This is a genomic window from Labrenzia sp. THAF191a, assembly GCF_009363335.1.
Lineage (GTDB): Bacteria > Pseudomonadota > Alphaproteobacteria > Rhizobiales > Stappiaceae > Roseibium > Roseibium algicola.
In genome coordinates, this window is sequence record NZ_CP045333.1 from 1,183,191 (window position 1) to 1,197,113 (window position 13,923).

Genomic DNA, 13,923 nt, shown 5'->3' on the forward strand with positions numbered 1-13,923 from the left:
TGGTCACGGGACGCCCGATTTTCTTCACGCTGTTTTGCCCGTCATCCCGCCATCTGCGCTTCGCGAACGGCGTATTCGATCTCCTGAACGAGGCCGTCCTCCAGGCCAAGCCGGGCCGCGAGCATCTGCAGGTAGGCCTTTTCCGCCGGATGGTCCGGATCGATGGCAAGACGCGACGCGGCGTATATTTCGGCCGCAGTCTCCTCACAGGTTGCACTGGCCACGACCTTGTCCAGATCAAGCGGCGAGCGCAATTCGTCCATCAGAAACGCCTTCGCCTCACTGTCCAGTCCGGCCTCGTCGATCTTGTCGAAAATCCGGTCCTGTTCGTCGCGATCAATATGACCGTCGGCCTTTGCGGCGGAGATCATTGCCGTCAGCAAAGCGATTGCGGCCTGATGTTCGCCGCCCGGATGCTCGCACGGATCGAAGGCGGTGCCGCGCGGTGCTTCCAGCGGGATCGGATCATCGGCCGGATACTGCGGGCGCGGCGCGTTCTGCTGGTTGGCCTTGTGGCCCTGGTAGGCCTTGTAGGCAAGGCCGGCAACCAGCGCGAGCCCGCCATAGGTGACTGCCTTCTTGCCGAGCTTGCGTCCGCTCTTGCTGCCAAGCATGAGACCGGCCAGGCTGCCGAGCGCCAGACCGCCGCCCTGCGACGACAGAAAATCCTTGCCCTGTGACAGGAGATCACCGGATCCGCCCTTGCGGGCAGTCCCGCGCTGGCCGGATTGACCACCGCCCTGGGTCCCCAGAAACTGATCCAGCAAGGATTTTGCGTCGAACATATTCGGCTCCTTAAAATTGCCGCGTGGAGCGGCTTAAATCACGGTTGCACTATCAAATGGGATTTTCTGCAAGGGACGCAAGTTTGCGTTACACTCGGACACACTTCTCCAATCCACAAAGCTTGTCTTCCAGACAACAACGAGAACAATCTTGAACTTCCTCGCCTCAGTCCGCAGTCTTTCCCTGCGATACTGCCTCATCGTCGGGACTTTGGGATGCGGGAGTGCGCATGCCCTGTCGCTGAACGACGAGGCCGATACCTACCGCAAGATCTGGCAGGAGGATCTGCTGAGCGCCTATTCGCGCACGCTTGCCGATGCAGGCGAAAGCACGACCGGCAATCTTTACGCGTTCAACATCAAAGGCTGTTCGCGTGAAGACGCGCCCGGAAGACTGCTGTACATCCATGCGATCCAGGACCGCGGCCAGCCGCGCGGCAGCGAGTTTCCGACCTATGTCTTCACCTCGGGATCAAGGCAGGACAAACCGGAACTCGCGTTCAAGACCTTTGCGGGAAAACGGATCTATCTCTCCGACACGATCACCTGTGAACCGGAGCGATGTCTTCTCTCCGGCAAGACCGGGTTTTCCGATGTCTGCCTGGCGGACCCATACGGCAACCCGGCACCGGATCTCAAAGGCCTGCGCAAGGATTTCTGGACCGATCTCATGGGCTGGCTGGGGCTTTGAGCGGTCATTTCAGCGGCAGCAGATTGTCGTCCTTCAAGGTTTCCATGGCAATGGACGAGCGCACATGATGGACCGCCTCCTGGGGCAGTAGTTCGTCGTTGATGATGTGGCTGAGCGCCTTCAGGTCCGGCACCACGATCTTCAGCATGTAATCGACATCACCGGTGAGCGTGTGGGCCTCCTGCACTTCCGGCATGGCGGTCACCATGTTGCGGAACTTGCGGGCGTTTTCCCTGGAATGCGCGCCAAGCGTCACGCCGACATAGGCCGTCACCATCAGTCCCAGGGCTTCCGGATCCAGTGCCGCCCGGTACCGGCGGATGATACCCGCTTCTTCCAGTTTCTGCCGCCGCCTGGAAACCTGGCTTGCGGACAGGCCGATCACGTCGCCAAGTTCGGCATTGGTGAGGGCGGCATTGTTCTGCAAGGCGGCAAGCAACTTCACATCAAAGCCATCCAGCGCAATCGTCATGCGTCACTCCGAAATATCCTGCATGTTTCGTGCATCATCTTACGCGAAAACACGTGGATTGCACACACACTGCGCGTCCTTCACGGCATTCTGGCTGCAATGACCCGTTTTACCGAGGAGGACTTTCATGGGACCGTTCCCGCACGACGCGCCGCCGGCACAGATCACGTCTGAAAATCCGGCAGGGACCGATGGCTTCGAATTTGTCGAATTCGCCCATCCGGAACCGGAAAAGCTGGACGAACTGTTCCGCAAGATGGGCTACCTCCCCGTTGCAAAGCACAAGAGCAAGAACATCACGCTCTATCGTCAGGGTGACGTCACCTACGTGCTGAATGCCGAACCGGGCAGCTTCGGCATGAAGTTCGTCGACACGCACGGCCCGTGCGCTCCTGCCATGGCCTGGCGCGTCGTCGATGCGCAAAAGGCGTTCGAGCATGCGGTTGCCAAAGGCGCGACGCCTTATGAAGGCGACGACAAGACCCTGGACGTTCCGGCAATTGTCGGTATCGGCGGCTCGCTGCTTTATTTCGTGGATACCTACAGCGCCAAAGGCTCGGCCTATTCCAGTGAATTCAACTGGCTGGGCGAGTTCGACCCCAAGCCGCAGGGCGTCGGCTTCTACTATCTCGACCACCTCACCCACAACGTCTATCGCGGCAACATGGACAAGTGGTGGGACTTCTACCGCGACCTGTTCAACTTCAAGCAGATCCATTTCTTCGACATCGACGGGCGGATCACCGGTCTCGTCAGCCGCGCGATCACCAGCCCTTGCGGCAAGATCCGTATTCCGCTGAACGAATCCAAGGACGATACCAGCCAGATCGAGGAATACCTGAAGAAGTACAACGGCGAAGGCATCCAGCACATTGCTGTCGGCACGGACAACATCTACCAGAGCACGGACCTTCTGGCGGACAACGGCCTGAAGTTCATGCCCGGCCCGCCGGAAACCTATTACGAGATGTCCCATGCCCGGGTGAACGGCCACGACGAGCCGATCGAGCGGATGAAGCGCCACGGCATCCTGATCGATGGTGAGGGTGTGATCGACGGCGGCATGACCAAGATCCTGCTGCAGATCTTCTCCAAGACCGTGATCGGCCCGATCTTCTTCGAGTTCATCCAGCGCAAGGGTGACGAAGGATTTGGCGAAGGCAATTTCCGCGCCCTGTTCGAATCGATCGAGGAAGACCAGATCCGCCGCGGCGTCATCAAGACTGAAGCAGCCGAATAATCCCACTTGCAGGTTGCTTCTGAAAGGCCGCTGTCCTTCGGGAAAGCGGCCTTTGTTTTGTCCTGCGGTCCAGATTTTTCTTTTTCCGACGCAGCAAAGCCCGGACCCGGCTCAGAAGTTGATCTTGTTTGCACGGCCCGAAGGAGTGGCCGCCCTGCCAAACGGCATGCCCCAAGGGAACACGAAAAGTCACGCCATTTCCGGGTGTTGCGCCTTGCTGACAGCGCGATCCGGGGTTTCAGCGGGAATCAATGGAAAAAAATCTTGAGCGTCCTTGGCCGGATTAATCCCGTCTTTTCAATACGATAACGACACCCTGAAGTAGAAACTTGAAAAATTTCACGTGAATCACGTTTTTCCAAGGAACGATTCCATGTGGAACGGGTTTTACATACAGAGGCTGCCGAGTAGGCCCTCTGTTGCATTGTCTAAGCACAAACTCTTTATACCTCCGCACCCCCATGCGGAGGTTTTTTTTCGCCTCGGCGCGGGCTGAGCGCGCGGCCTCCGCATACGGGTATTCCCATTCGTGCCGTCAGACATCAGACAGCGTTCATATTCGCCATGACCGCCTTTGCGCCGATTTGCTGCAGGAAGGCCTGCGGGTCGAACGCGGCCTTGCGGTATTCATCGGCAATCCGGGCCTTTGCCTCCAGAAAAACCTCTTCGTTCTGCCATTCGACAAAGGTGACGAATGTTGCCATCCCCTCGCCGGAAGGCTGCTCAAGCACAAGGTTCTGGCGGCACCCTTCGATGTTCTGAAGCAGGCCGCGAATGACATTGAGCCGTTCCAGCAGAACGTCGCGCGCCTCAAGCGGCACTTCAAAGCGATCAACGCGGTAGATAGGCCGGGATTCCGTGTCCGATTTCATGCTCTTTCTCCTTGGGATTTGAAAGGAGAAAAAGCTCTACAACCTCAACTTAAATTGAGGTCAAGGGGATATTCGAACAGGCTGACGGGAAGGGCTGCTCAGCCCTTCACCTTTGCCTCCAGCACGTCCCAGACCATGCCAGCCACATCCGGTCCGCCGAGATTGCGGATGGCGCGGATACCGGTGGGGGCGGTGACGTTGATTTCTGTCAGGTTACCGTCGATGACATCGATCCCCACCAGGATCAGGCCCTTTTCTTTCAGCGAAGGCCCGAGGCGCGCACAGATCTCGCGTTCGCGCTCGGTCAGCTCACTGTCGGTCGGCGCACCGCCGCGCACCATGTTGGAGCGCAGGTCGCCCGCGGCCGGAACGCGGTTGACCGCACCGGCGAACTGGCCATCAACCAACAGGATGCGCTTGTCGCCGTGCTTCACATTGGGCAGGAACTGCTGGATGACCCAGGGTTCGCGGAAAGTCGCGGCAAAGAAGTCGTAGAGCGAGCCGTAGTTGAGGTCGTCCTGGGTGATGCGGAAGACGGCCGCGCCACCATGGCCGAACAGCGGCTTCATGACAATGTCGCCGTATTCCTTCCGGAACAGATCGATTTCCGACTTGTCCTTGGTGATCAGGGTCGGCGGCATCAGGTCGGCGAATTCGGTCACGAACAGCTTTTCCGGCGCGTTGCGAACGGCTGCAGGGTCGTTGACCACCAGAGTGTCCGGATGGACCTTTTCCAGGATGTGGGTCGCGGCGATGTAGGAGAGGTCAAACGGCGGGTCCTGGCGCATCAGCACCACGTCCATCTCGCGCATGTTGAAACGGCTCTTTTCACCCAACGTGAAGTGATCACCCTTCACATCGCGCACTTCGATCGGCTCCAGTGCGCAGAACACTTCGTCACCGCGCATCGCCAGACGGTCGGGCGTGTAGTGATAAAGTTCATGTCCGCGAGACTGTGCTTCCAGCATCATTGCGAAGGCGCTGTCGCCGGCAATGTTGATGGACGAAACATGGTCCATCTGGACCGCAACTTTCAAAGCCATGAGGCAACTCCCGGCGGGCGGCGCCGTTTGAGCGCCTTTGGGATTTTCAGAACGATTGGTCCAGATATGCGGTGCGCAGTCGGCTTTGTCCAGAGGGGGAGGTCAGAAGGATCCGACTTCGGTTCCCGTCATTCCGGGGACCGGCAAATGAAGTGAAGTCTCTCGGCCATAGTCAGCGTCACGCCGAAGGTGATATTGCTCTTAAACGATACCCCTGCCACCTTTCGGACGGAGCCGAAAAATGGCGCCTCGAACTACTCCCAGGCCTGAAACGCATTCACGATCCGCTCGGGAAAGGCGCGGGGCCGGACAACGATGACATCGAAGCGCAGGGTGAAGAACCCGGCCTTGGGGTGTTCCGTGACGAAGATCTTCGCGGCACGCGAGATGCGCTTCTGGCTGGCGGGCGTGACGGCTTCCAGCGCCGCCTGTCGCGATTTGCGGGCCTTGACCTCGATGAAGGCGACTGTCTTGCGCCGCTTGGCGATGAGATCGATCTCGCCAGCCTTTGTCTTGTAGCGGCGCTTGAGAATGCGCCAGCCGGTGAGGCGCAGGTACCAGGCGGCAAGGGTTTCGGCAGAAAGGCCCAGGGCATGTGCCCGGCGGCGGCGATCGGTTTCTGCCGGTTGCCTTCCGGCTCCGCCCGGACGACGTGCCATCAGGCGTCGTCCGCCTTCAGTTCCAGCGCGCGCTTATAGACCTCGTTGCGGTCAAGCCCCGTCGCTTTCGAGATTTTCTTGGCCGCGGCACTGACCGGCATTTCGGTGAGTGCCTCACTCAGCAAGGCATCCAGATCGTCCACCTCGGCTTCCGGCTTGTCTTCCGGCGGACCGACAAGAATGACGATTTCACCCTTGACCTGCCGGCCCTCGAACCGGGTGCTCAGGTCTTCCAGGCTGCCACGCTCGAAGGTTTCGAACCGCTTGGTCAGTTCGCGCGCAACGACGGCTTCGCGGCCGGGGCCGAGCAGTTCCGCCATAAGCGCCAGGGTCGCGGCGGTGCGGTGGGGCGATTCAAAGAAAATCAGCGTCGAAGGCACCTTGGCCAGCTCTTCCAGCCGCCGGGTCTTCGGGCCTCCCTTTTGGGGCAGGAAGCCGGCGAAAAGCACCGTGTCGCTCGGCAGACCCGCGGCGACAAGGCCAGCCAGCGGGGCCGACGCACCGGGGATTGGGATGACTTTATACCCTTCTGCGACCACATCACGCACCAACCGGTAGCCCGGGTCGGAAACCAGGGGCGTGCCAGCATCGGACACCAGCGCCACGGCGCGGCCGTCAGCCAGAGCTTCAAGGATCTTCGGCCGCTGCTTGTCGGCATTGTGTTCGTGATAGGGGAGAAGCGGCGTCTTCAGCGAAAACCGCTGGGTGAGCGTTGCCGTGACCCGCGTATCCTCGCAAGCGATTACGCTCGCTGCAGCAAGCGTTTCCAGGGCCCTGACGGTGATATCACCGAGGTTGCCGATCGGCGTGGACACGATGTAGAGCGCGGGTTCCAGATTGGGTGCGGTGAAGACATGTTCGGAGAGGCTGTAGCGGTTCTTGTCCGCAGCCGGCCCGGCTGTTTCCTTGACCATGTCGCCTTTCCTCTTGTCCGCCGCGAATAGCAGCATCGGCCTCGTTTGCGCCCTTGCGCTAGCCTTTCAATACAACCGATGCAAGGCAAATCCACCGTTGATCGGGCCGATATGCCATTGAAAGGCCACTAAATCTTTACAGGCCTGTAGCGAATACGTAAGTCTTTCCCAAAGGGTGAACCAACAAATATGGCAAGTGCAAGACGGGGCGACATAGTGCAACAGCACAGACGTGTTTTCTTGAAAACGGCGCTGGCTGGAGCCAGCACGATGTTGCTGGGTGGCTGCATGGGGTCCACGCTCGGCTCTCTGCCGGGTGACCAGATCCAGCCAAGTGCCCAGCCGCAACCGACTGGTGAAATCATCGGCACAGGCGGGGTGCGCATCGGATTGCTGTTGCCATTGGCAAGCTCCGACGGCAATGCCTCCATCGGTACGGTTTTCAAGAACGCCGCTTCTCTGGCGCTGCAGAACTTCCCGAGCGCGGATGTGCAGTTGCTGGTGAAAGATACCGGCGGCACGTCCGAAGGCGGACGCGCGGCAGCGCAGGCTGCCATTTCGGAAGGCGCGGAACTGATCCTTGGCCCGGTGTTCTCACCGGCAGTATCCGGCGCTGCACAGGCTGCACGGGCAACAGGCGTTCCGGTCATTGCCTTCTCTACCGACACCTCTGTCGCATCCCGGGGCGTCTATCTGCTCAGCTTCCTGCCGGAAAGCGACGTCAAACGGGTCGTTGGCTATGCCAACAGCCAGAAGAAACATTCCTATACCGCCCTGATCCCCGAAGGCTCCTATGGTGCGATCGTCGAGGCGGCGTTCCGACAGGAAGTCGGCCGCGGAGCAGGCAGGATCGCATCGATCCAGCGCTATTCCATGAACGGATCGGACACATCCGATCTCGTCGCCAAGACCACAGCGCTGAAATCGGTTCTGAACAATGCAGACTCCCTGTTCGTACCGGCCGGGGGCGGTGTGCCGGCAGTTGTCGTGCAGACCCTGGTCAGCCAGGGCGCCAATCTGGGCAATGTGAAATTGCTCGGTACCGGGCAATGGGACTCTCCCCAGGTCAAGAACAACCCGGTGCTTGCCGGTGCCTGGTTCGCCGGGCCGGAGGACAAGGGTTTCCTGGCCTTTGCCCAACGCTACCAGAGCATCTATGGCTCCGCGCCGCCGCGCAATGCCAGCCTGGTCTATGACGGTGTCACGCTGGCCGCGGGCCTGATCCGCTCCGCCGGACAGCAGCGCTTCCAGCAGAGCATCATCACCAACCGCGATGGCTTCATCGGCATTGACGGATTGTTCCGCTTCCAATCCAATGGCCTCAACCAGCGGGGCCTTGCCGTCTACCAGATCACCGGGCAGGGCACACAGGTGATTTCTCCGGCACCACGGGATTTCCGCACCGGATTCTGATCTTATCCGCCGACACCCTAGGAGTGCTGAGTTAAGATGCTGAGCGGCAAACAGATCGTCCTGATCATCAGCGGCGGGATAGCCGCGTACAAGTCCCTTGACCTGATCCGCAGGCTGAAGGAACGCGGCGCCCGGGTGATCCCGGTGATGACGAAGGGCGCGCAAGAGTTCATCACGCCTCTGGCTGCCGGGGCTCTGGCCGCGGAAACCGTCTTCACCGACCTGTTCGACCGGCAGGCCGAGCACGATGTCGGCCACATCCGCCTGGCCCGCGACCACGACCTGATCCTGATTGCGCCTGCCACCGCCGATCTGATGGCCAAGATGGCCCACGGGATTGCCGACGATCTGGCGACAGCGGTGCTGCTGGCAACCGACAAGCCTGTTCTGGTTGCCCCTGCCATGAACCCGAAGATGTGGCAGCATGAGGCGACCAAGCGTAACCGGACGATCCTCAAGGCACGTGGCATTGCCTTTTGTGGCCCAGCATCGGGTGAAATGGCGGAAAGGGGCGAAGCCGGCACCGGCCGGATGAGCGAACCGCTGGAGATCGTGGCAGCTGCCGAGGCCGTGCTGCGGGAAGAGGCGGTCCGGGCCGGCAGCCTGCCGCTGGCCGGAAAACACGTTCTGATCACCTCAGGCCCGACCCATGAGCCGATCGACCCCGTCCGCTACATTGCCAACCGGTCTTCCGGCAAGCAGGGCCATGCACTGGCCCGTGCCGCCTATGAGGCGGGCGCACGGGTAACGCTGGTATCCGGCCCGGTCACACTGCCGGACCCGGCCAATATCCATGTCATCCACGTGGAGTCCGCTTCCGCGATGCTGAAGGCGGTGGAAGGCAATCTGCCGGCGGATATCGCCATCATGGCCGCCGCCGTCGCCGACTGGCGTGTTGCGAGCGAGGGCGCCCAGAAGATCAAGAAGGATGGCACCGGCAAACCGCCCGCGCTGGAGCTGACGGAAAACCCGGACATTCTGGCGACTGTCGGTCATCATCCGGACCTGAGGCCAAGGTTGCTGATCGGCTTTGCCGCCGAGACGCAAAACCTGATCGACAATGCGCGTGGCAAGCTGGAACGCAAGAAAGCCGACTGGATCATCGCGAACGACGTCAGTCCGCAGACAGGCATCATGGGCGGCGACGCCAACACCATTCGCGTCGTCAGCCGTGACGGCGTCGAAGACTGGCCGGAAATGGACAAGGGTGAGGTAGCCCGCAGGATCATCGCCCGCGCAGCCGAGACGCTCGGCTCGGACTGACCCGAGCCAGACATTTTCACTATCGTACGCGATGAAGGGCTGGTGCTTCTGCCCGGCAGCTTTTTTGCCTTGTTTCACCGAAACCGTTCTGCAGGCCTGCGCCCCTGCCGGAGCAGGGGCGGTCGATGGGGCTGGTCAGGCTGCGAAGCGGAAGTAGCTCATGCTGATGGAGCCGTACTCGTAGCTTCTATGGAGAAGCTGGGCCTTTGCATCCGTTCCGCCTGCGCCAAAGGCGAAGAACAGCGGCAGAAGGTGCTCGTCCGTCGGGTGGTTGCGGCGAAAGTTCGGAGCGCTCTGGATATCGTCGAAATATCCGATCGATCCGGACTTGAGGCCATCGTCCAGCCAGCGGTCGAAATCAGACGCCCACACAGGTGTTGGCGAGCCTTGCGGCCCGAATTCACGCAGGTTGTGCGTGGTGCTGCCGGACCCTGCCAGCAACACACCCTTGTCCTTGAGCGGTGCCAGTGCCTGGCCAAGAGCATAGACGGATGCAGGCGTGCTGCCGTGCGGCAGAGACATCGCCACGACCGGAATGTCGGCATCCGGATAGGCAAGCGACAGCGGCACCCAGGCCCCGTGATCAAGCCCCCAGTGACTGTCGAGTTCCACATCGTGTCCGGCAGCTTCCAAAAGGCGTGCCGCTTCGTCGACGTGATCCACATCGGCCTTTGCGGGATAGGAGATCTCGTAGAGCGGGCGCGGGAAACCGCGGAAGTCATGATAGGTCCGCAGCGGTCCCGGTGCCGACAGTTTCAAACCGTCTGTTTCCCAATGCGCGGACAGGATCAGGATTGCCTTGGGGCGTGGCTGGCTTGCGGCAAAATTCTTCAGGAACCGGCTGGCAGCGGTGTCTTCAAGTGCCAGTGTTGGCGCACCGTGAGCAAAAAAGACGGGCGAAATACGGTTTGGTGTAGCCGTCATGGGACCACTCCTCGGGAGAATTGTTTCTTCCCGTGAAGATAAGCTATTCGGCCGGAAGGATTAGACCAGAAAGGGAAGAAGGCTCGTTCGACACATGTGAACAATCCCGGCCTTCGATTTCCACTGTTCAGTCATACCGCTTCCGCTTACGGGAGCGGTATGTGTCCTTGTTTGCCGGTATCAGGCGGGCTTCAGAACGCCTGGCCCAAACCCGCCCGAGCGGCCGTTACCTGTAACCCAGGTTGATCAGCTGAACGCGCCGGTTGACGGCGGCATCCGGATTGGCCGGATCACGCAGCTGTTCCTCACCCAGGCCCACAGCGAAGAGATATTCGCCCGGTACGCGGAACGTGGTCACCAGTGCTTCACGCACGGCCTGCGCCCGTTTCAGCGAAAGTTCCAGATTATATTCGCGTGCACCCTTTGCATCCGTGTGACCGACGATGAAGAAAGTCTGCCCCTGCAGATAAGGCGTGTGCAGGGCATCCGCGATCAGGCCAACGGTTTCATAGGATTCCGGGCGAATGCGGGCGCTGTCGAAATCGAACGTGATTTCGACGTTGAACTGACGCAGAGAGGCCAGCTTGTCGGCAAGCGGCAAGGTGTTGGGAGCGTTCGCACCCGGATATTTCTGGATATTTTCCAGCGCTGCCTTCTGCAGTTCGTCGGCCGTGAGGTCGACCTTCTGCTGGGCCCCCTGCAGGGAGTTGATGATCTCGTTGCGGCTCAGCTTGGTCTGGGCGGCAAGGCCCGAAGCGGACACAGCGAGAAAGGCGGCCGACAAACCGGCCAGAAGCATCTTGTTCATGAAAAATCTCCCGGTGCCGAGTTAGCGGTAGCCGGCCAGGTCAATGGCCGTGTTGCATTTTTCGCTGACGGAAGGCTGGGCCTTCAGCAGGCAGCGCAGAAGATGGCCCGCACCGGCCTTGACGCCCTTGCAATATTGCGCGGCATCGCGCTGACACAGTTTGGGCGCTTCGGCCTGGGCCGCCAGTCGCGCCTGAATGAGCGAAGTCACGACCAGGCGGTCGGCGTTACACTTTTCCGAAACCTTGGACTGGTTCTGTTCAAGACACTGGGTGATACCGTTGTTGGCCAGCGTCGCGGACTTGCAATAGGATTCGATGTCCTTGCCACAGCTGGCGGCCAGGATCTTGATGGCTTCGGCATAGCCGACGGTCTGGGCGAAGGCAGCCGGTGCAGCGACCAGCATCAACCCGGTGGTAAATGCAAAAATCAATCGTCTCATGTTGCCAATCTCCCAATCGCTGGCACGTTACGATGCGTCAGAGTGTTTCAGGTGAAGATTACGACTTCAAGTAGATATCTGATTTTTATGCGAAGTTTCGTGAATGTCCGCCAGCCTTGACACGGACCGGCGAATATCGTCACTCGCCAGCAACACTCACTGCCGGACACTTTCAATGACTGTTACCCTGGAACTGAAGCGACTGGAGCACGGTCGCGATCTGCCACTGCCCGCCTACCAGTCGATTCTGGCTGCCGGACTTGACCTTCTGGCAGCCGTTGACGGCACGATAACCCTTGCACCTGGTGCCCGTGCCCTGGTGCCAACTGGTCTTGCCATGGCTCTGCCCGCCGGCTTCGAGGCTCAGGTTCGTCCCCGGTCCGGTCTTGCCGCCAAACATGGCGTCACCGTCTTGAACACGCCGGGCACCATTGATGCCGACTACCGCGGCGAGGTGAAGGTGATCCTGATCAATCTCGGTGACGACCCCTTCGAGATTTCACGGGGTGACCGGATCGCCCAGATGGTGATTGCGCCTGTTCTGCAGGCGGACATTGTCGAAGTCGAGGTTCTCTCGGAGACCGAGCGCGGTTCCGGCGGTTTCGGTTCGACTGGCCGCGCGTGATGTCCGAGCTGATCATATTCGATTGCGACGGCGTTCTGGTCGATACGGAACGCATGGCCAACGCCAACATGGCCGCCATCATAAGCGAGCTTGGCGTTCCGATGACCGGGCCGGACTGTCAGCGCAGGTTCATGGGACGGACACTGGAAGACGTGCAGTCCATGATCGAAGAGCTGACAGGTCAGCTACTGCCTGCCGACTGGCCGGACCAGGTGCGGCTGCGCGATCTGGAGAGCTTCAAGGCGGGTGTTCCGGCGATCGAAGGCGTCGCCGGCGTGCTGGACGAACTCGACCGGCGCGACGTCGCCTATTGCGTCGGGTCTTCCGGCAAATATGAAAAGATGCGCACAACGCTCGGCAGTTCCGGTCTGCTGCCCCGGCTGGAAGGCCGGCTGTTTTCCGCACAGGACTGCGAGCGCGGCAAGCCCGCGCCGGATGTGTTCCTGCTGGCAGCACGCACCATGGGCCACACCCCGGAAAACTGTACGGTTATCGAGGACAGCCTGCCCGGCGTTCTGGCAGCCCGGGCAGCGGGCATGCGCGTCTATGCCTTTGTCGAGGATCCCACTTGCGACCGCGAGGCCATGCAGGGCGCCGGGGCCGTCCTGTTCGAGGCAATGGCGGATCTGCCGGACCTGCTCTTTTCCAAGACCTGAAGCTTTTCTGGAAAAAGGTTTTACCCGCAGGATCGCAAAGGTGCTTTCGGCCCCTTATAACTTGCCGAAACCCGTACTATCTTATCGCTCCGATAGTCGAACGATGCCGGCGGAAGAAGATCCGGCCAACTTGGGAGACCTGCCATGACGATCAAGACCAGTGGTCGCGGAAAAATCTATTCCTCCATCACCGAGACCATCGGCGATACACCGATCGTCCGGCTGGACCGGCTGGCCAAGGCGCACGGTGTCAAGGGCAACCTCCTGGCGAAGCTTGAGTTCTTCAACCCGATTTCCAGCGTCAAGGACCGGATCGGCGTTGCGATGATCGAGGCGATGGAGCAGGCCGGCCAGATCGTTCCGGGCAAGACCACGCTCGTCGAGCCGACTTCCGGCAACACAGGCATCGCGCTGGCATTTGTCGCTGCCGCCAAGGGCTACCGGCTTATCCTGGTAATGCCGGAGACCATGTCGGTGGAACGCCGCAAGATGTTCAAGATCCTGGGCGCCGAGCTGGAATTGACCGAAGGGCCAAAAGGCATGAAGGGCGCAATCGCCCGTGCCGAGGAGCTGATCAGCGAAATCGACGGTGCGGTGATGCCGCAGCAGTTCGAAAACGCCGCCAACCCTGAAATCCACCGCAACACCACCGCGGAAGAGATCTGGAACGATACCGACGGCGGCGTTGACGTCTTCGTCTCCGGCATCGGCACCGGCGGCACCATCACCGGCGTTTCCCAGGTGCTGAAGGAACGCAAGCCGGGCCTTCACGTCGTTGCCGTCGAACCGGCCGACAGCCCCGTGCTTTCCGGCGGCCAGCCCGGTCCGCACAAGATCCAGGGCATTGGTGCCGGTTTCGTGCCGGGCGTGCTCGACACCTCCGTCTACGATGAAGTCCAGACCGTCGCCAACGAAGACGCCTTCGCCATGGCCCGGGAAGTGGCAAAGACCGAAGGCCTGCCGGTGGGCATTTCTTCCGGCGCCGCGCTCACCGCCGCCATCCGCGTCGGTCAGCGCGAAGGCATGGAAGGCAAGAACATCGTGGTGATCATTCCGTCCTTCGCAGAACGGTATCTTTCCACCGCACTGTTCGACGGCCTCTGAGCATCCAGTCGCG

The 13,923-nt window shown here is 60.6% G+C and carries 16 protein-coding genes; 7 read left to right on the plus strand and 9 right to left on the minus strand.

The genetic code is table 11. The features are described from left to right. Window positions 1–41 precede the first annotated feature (41 nt). Complete coding sequence (locus tag FIV05_RS05440) at window positions 42–785, minus strand: tellurite resistance TerB family protein (RefSeq protein WP_023002329.1); 744 nt, start codon at window positions 783–785, stop codon at window positions 42–44. 151 nt (window positions 786–936) lie between these two features. Between FIV05_RS05440 and FIV05_RS05445 the strand changes: the two genes are divergently transcribed. Continuing rightward, window positions 937–1,476, plus strand: coding sequence for a hypothetical protein (locus FIV05_RS05445; protein ID WP_152508926.1), 540 nt, complete (start codon window positions 937–939; stop codon window positions 1,474–1,476). Between the two features lie 4 nt (window positions 1,477–1,480). On the opposite strand, the gene FIV05_RS05450 is transcribed toward FIV05_RS05445, so the two are convergent. Beyond that, complete coding sequence (locus FIV05_RS05450; RefSeq protein ID WP_023002331.1) at window positions 1,481–1,948, minus strand: Lrp/AsnC family transcriptional regulator; 468 nt, start codon at window positions 1,946–1,948, stop codon at window positions 1,481–1,483. Between the two features lie 127 nt (window positions 1,949–2,075). Here FIV05_RS05450 and hppD point away from each other — a divergent pair, with 127 nt between their 5' ends. Then, entirely contained in the window at window positions 2,076–3,188 is a 1,113-nt protein-coding gene (hppD, locus tag FIV05_RS05455) for a 4-hydroxyphenylpyruvate dioxygenase (protein ID WP_152508927.1), read from the plus strand. Window positions 3,189–3,730: 542 nt separating this feature from the next. Here hppD and FIV05_RS05460 read toward each other — a convergent pair. From FIV05_RS05460 to rsmI, 4 genes are all read right to left on the minus strand, one after another. Further along, window positions 3,731–4,060 carry an antibiotic biosynthesis monooxygenase gene (locus FIV05_RS05460; RefSeq protein ID WP_152508928.1) on the minus strand — a complete coding sequence of 110 codons (330 nt, stop codon included), beginning with the start codon at window positions 4,058–4,060 and terminating at the stop codon, window positions 3,731–3,733. Window positions 4,061–4,158: 98 nt separating this feature from the next. Beyond that, window positions 4,159–5,103, minus strand: coding sequence for a glutathione synthase (gene gshB / locus FIV05_RS05465; protein ID WP_152508929.1), 945 nt, complete (start codon window positions 5,101–5,103; stop codon window positions 4,159–4,161). 254 nt (window positions 5,104–5,357) lie between these two features. Next, entirely contained in the window at window positions 5,358–5,762 is a 405-nt protein-coding gene (locus FIV05_RS05470; RefSeq protein ID WP_152508930.1) for a YraN family protein, read from the minus strand. Beyond that, complete coding sequence (gene rsmI, locus FIV05_RS05475; protein ID WP_152508931.1) at window positions 5,762–6,676, minus strand: 16S rRNA (cytidine(1402)-2'-O)-methyltransferase; 915 nt, start codon at window positions 6,674–6,676, stop codon at window positions 5,762–5,764. The genes FIV05_RS05470 and rsmI overlap by 1 nt, the downstream gene beginning before the upstream one ends. A 240-nt stretch (window positions 6,677–6,916) precedes the next feature. On the opposite strand from rsmI, the gene FIV05_RS05480 reads away from it, so the two are divergent. Beyond that, complete coding sequence (locus FIV05_RS05480) at window positions 6,917–8,089, plus strand: penicillin-binding protein activator (RefSeq protein WP_209009862.1); 1,173 nt, start codon at window positions 6,917–6,919, stop codon at window positions 8,087–8,089. A 36-nt stretch (window positions 8,090–8,125) separates the two neighbouring features. Then, window positions 8,126–9,352 carry a bifunctional phosphopantothenoylcysteine decarboxylase/phosphopantothenate--cysteine ligase CoaBC gene (coaBC, locus tag FIV05_RS05485; protein WP_152508933.1) on the plus strand — a complete coding sequence of 409 codons (1,227 nt, stop codon included), beginning with the start codon at window positions 8,126–8,128 and terminating at the stop codon, window positions 9,350–9,352. Window positions 9,353–9,487: 135 nt separating this feature from the next. On the opposite strand, the gene FIV05_RS05490 is transcribed toward coaBC, so the two are convergent. The 3 genes from FIV05_RS05490 to FIV05_RS05500 form a co-directional block, all read right to left on the minus strand. Continuing rightward, window positions 9,488–10,276 (minus strand): class III extradiol ring-cleavage dioxygenase, encoded by a 789-nt coding sequence (locus tag FIV05_RS05490; RefSeq protein WP_152508934.1) that lies wholly within the window; start codon window positions 10,274–10,276, stop codon window positions 9,488–9,490. Between the two features lie 226 nt (window positions 10,277–10,502). Next, window positions 10,503–11,084, minus strand: a complete 582-nt coding sequence (locus FIV05_RS05495) for an OmpA family protein (RefSeq protein WP_152508935.1) — start codon at window positions 11,082–11,084, stop codon at window positions 10,503–10,505. A 21-nt stretch (window positions 11,085–11,105) separates the two neighbouring features. Further along, the gene (locus FIV05_RS05500; protein WP_209009863.1) at window positions 11,106–11,525 is read right to left on the minus strand and encodes a hypothetical protein; all 420 of its coding nucleotides are present in this window, start codon (window positions 11,523–11,525) and stop codon (window positions 11,106–11,108) included. 175 nt (window positions 11,526–11,700) lie between these two features. On the opposite strand from FIV05_RS05500, the gene dut reads away from it, so the two are divergent. From dut to cysK, 3 genes are all read left to right on the plus strand, one after another. After that, window positions 11,701–12,150: a dUTP diphosphatase gene (gene dut, locus FIV05_RS05505; RefSeq protein WP_152508936.1), complete on the plus strand. Its 450-nt coding sequence runs from the start codon at window positions 11,701–11,703 to the stop codon at window positions 12,148–12,150. Then, window positions 12,150–12,806, plus strand: a complete 657-nt coding sequence (locus FIV05_RS05510) for an HAD family hydrolase (protein WP_209009864.1) — start codon at window positions 12,150–12,152, stop codon at window positions 12,804–12,806. Before dut ends, FIV05_RS05510 begins: the two co-directional genes overlap by 1 nt. Before the next feature lie 144 nt (window positions 12,807–12,950). Then, window positions 12,951–13,910 (plus strand): cysteine synthase A, encoded by a 960-nt coding sequence (gene cysK, locus FIV05_RS05515; protein ID WP_062485814.1) that lies wholly within the window; start codon window positions 12,951–12,953, stop codon window positions 13,908–13,910. The last annotated feature ends 13 nt before the right edge of the window (window positions 13,911–13,923 follow it).

What these genes read in the sequence shown, in the direction of transcription:
- FIV05_RS05450 (WP_023002331.1), bottom strand. Translation starts at nt 1,948, where the DNA reads ATGACGATTGCGCTGGATGGCTTTGATGTGAAGTTGCTTGCCGCCTTG.
- FIV05_RS05510 (WP_209009864.1), top strand. Translation starts at nt 12,150, where the DNA reads ATGTCCGAGCTGATCATATTCGATTGCGACGGCGTTCTGGTCGATACG.
- coaBC (WP_152508933.1), top strand. Translation starts at nt 8,126, where the DNA reads ATGCTGAGCGGCAAACAGATCGTCCTGATCATCAGCGGCGGGATAGCC.
- FIV05_RS05460 (WP_152508928.1), bottom strand. Translation starts at nt 4,060, where the DNA reads ATGAAATCGGACACGGAATCCCGGCCTATCTACCGCGTTGATCGCTTT.
- FIV05_RS05495 (WP_152508935.1), bottom strand. Translation starts at nt 11,084, where the DNA reads ATGAACAAGATGCTTCTGGCCGGTTTGTCGGCCGCCTTTCTCGCTGTG.
- rsmI (WP_152508931.1), bottom strand. Translation starts at nt 6,676, where the DNA reads ATGGTCAAGGAAACAGCCGGGCCGGCTGCGGACAAGAACCGCTACAGC.
- cysK (WP_062485814.1), top strand. Translation starts at nt 12,951, where the DNA reads ATGACGATCAAGACCAGTGGTCGCGGAAAAATCTATTCCTCCATCACC.
- hppD (WP_152508927.1), top strand. Translation starts at nt 2,076, where the DNA reads ATGGGACCGTTCCCGCACGACGCGCCGCCGGCACAGATCACGTCTGAA.
- gshB (WP_152508929.1), bottom strand. Translation starts at nt 5,103, where the DNA reads ATGGCTTTGAAAGTTGCGGTCCAGATGGACCATGTTTCGTCCATCAAC.
- FIV05_RS05490 (WP_152508934.1), bottom strand. Translation starts at nt 10,276, where the DNA reads ATGACGGCTACACCAAACCGTATTTCGCCCGTCTTTTTTGCTCACGGT.
- FIV05_RS05470 (WP_152508930.1), bottom strand. Translation starts at nt 5,762, where the DNA reads ATGGCACGTCGTCCGGGCGGAGCCGGAAGGCAACCGGCAGAAACCGAT.
- FIV05_RS05500 (WP_209009863.1), bottom strand. Translation starts at nt 11,525, where the DNA reads ATGAGACGATTGATTTTTGCATTTACCACCGGGTTGATGCTGGTCGCT.
- FIV05_RS05440 (WP_023002329.1), bottom strand. Translation starts at nt 785, where the DNA reads ATGTTCGACGCAAAATCCTTGCTGGATCAGTTTCTGGGGACCCAGGGC.
- dut (WP_152508936.1), top strand. Translation starts at nt 11,701, where the DNA reads ATGACTGTTACCCTGGAACTGAAGCGACTGGAGCACGGTCGCGATCTG.